Origin of the sequence: Teichococcus aerophilus (assembly GCF_014490485.1) — a bacterium.
Classification (GTDB): Bacteria; Pseudomonadota; Alphaproteobacteria; order Acetobacterales; family Acetobacteraceae; genus Pseudoroseomonas; species Pseudoroseomonas aerophila.
Map to the genome: position 1 here is coordinate 1 of NZ_JACTVA010000124.1, position 1,581 is coordinate 1,581.

Sequence of the window (1,581 nt, forward strand, 5' to 3'; positions counted from 1 at the left end):
CCGTCCGCCCGCACCACCGACGCCTGCGCCACGCTGCCCGTGCCCGCCAGCGCCAGCACGCCGTTCACATCGGCCACTGCCGCACCGGTAAAGCCATTGGTGCCCGTCAGCACCTGCGTGCCGCCGGTCACCGCCAGACCACCGGTGCCGTTGATGGCGCCGGCGAACTCCGTGCTGCCCTGCGTCACCGTCAGCACCTGGTGACCCAGCGCCACCTGGCCGTTACCCGCCAGGGTGGTGATGGCCGCACCCTGCGTCGTCGCCGCGATGTCGAACACACCGTCCGCCCGCACCACCGACGCCTGCGCCACGCTGCCCGTGCCCGCCAGCGCCAGTACGCCGTTCGTGTCGGCCACCGCCGCGCCGGTGAAGCCGGTGGTGCCCGTCAGCACCTGAGTGCCGCCGGTCACCGCCAGCCCGCCCGTGCCGTTAATGGCGCCGGCGAACTCCGTGCTGCCCTGCGTCACCGTCAGCACCTGGTGACCCAGCGCCACCTGGCCGTTGCCCGCCAGCGTGGTGATCGATGTGCCCTGCGTGGACGCAATATCGAGCACGCCGTCATTGCGTACGACGGAGGAGGCAGCGATGCTGCCATCGCCCTGTAGCACCAGCGTGCCGTTCCGGATTTCGGTGGCGCCGGTGTAGGTGTTGCGGTTGGTCAGCACCAGGCGGCCGGCATGGGTGGCGTCGTTCACCACCAGCCCGCCATTCGACAGTACGCCAGTCAGGATGGCGTCACGGCCGGCATGGCTGGTCACGACGATGCTGCGCTGGCCGGCATTCAGGTTCACGTCGTTGGTGAAGGTCACGCCCGTCGTGGCGGTTTCCGCACCAAAGACCAGCGAGGCACCGTTGCCGACGAAGCCATCGGCCGCCCAGGTCACGCCCAGACCGTTGTTCAGCTTCACCGTCAGGCCTTCGCCCACGCCCGCGAAGCCGCCTGAACCCGTCCACTGCACCCGGTCCGACAGGCCGCCGACAAAGCGGTCGAAGGTTCCGCTGGTCTGGAACACGCCGCCGGAAAGGTTGAGATTGCTGTTGGCGTAGAGGCCGACGCCGTCCTGCGCCTGCAACGCGCCGCCGGCGATGGTGGTCTGGCCGGAATAGGTGTTGGCACCGTTGAAGACCACCAGGCCGCTGCGCACCGTCAGCCCCGCTCCGGACCCAATGGCGATGTCGCTGTCGATGCTGGCCTTGCTGTCGTCGGCGATGCTGCCGTTGAAGGTGATGACGCGCCCGGCACCGGGGTCCAGCACCACGGAAGACCCCGTCATCATGAACAGGTCGCTGCCCGCCGACTGGCCGGAGGCGCCGCCATTGACGCTATTGCCGCCCTGCACGTTATTACGGCCGAAGATGGCATTGCCGGTGATGGTCAGCGAACCGCCATCCCGCACGAAGATGGAGCCGCCGTAGCCGGAGCCACCGCCACCACCCGCCAGGCCGTTGGCGCCGAGCCCGGTGCCGTTGCTGCCGGCGCCGGCGCCGAAGCCCGCCTCGCCGCCCGCGCCGGATGCGCCGGTGACGGACCCTGTGCCGCCGCTACCTCCACGCCCGCCGCCGGCGCCGAAGCCGCCGGCA

The 1,581-nt window shown here is 70.3% G+C and carries 1 protein-coding gene; it reads right to left on the reverse strand.

The window, feature by feature from the left end:
* The coding region (locus IBL26_RS25395; protein WP_187787277.1) for a beta strand repeat-containing protein at window positions 1–1,581 on the reverse strand (1,581 nt) is incomplete at both ends.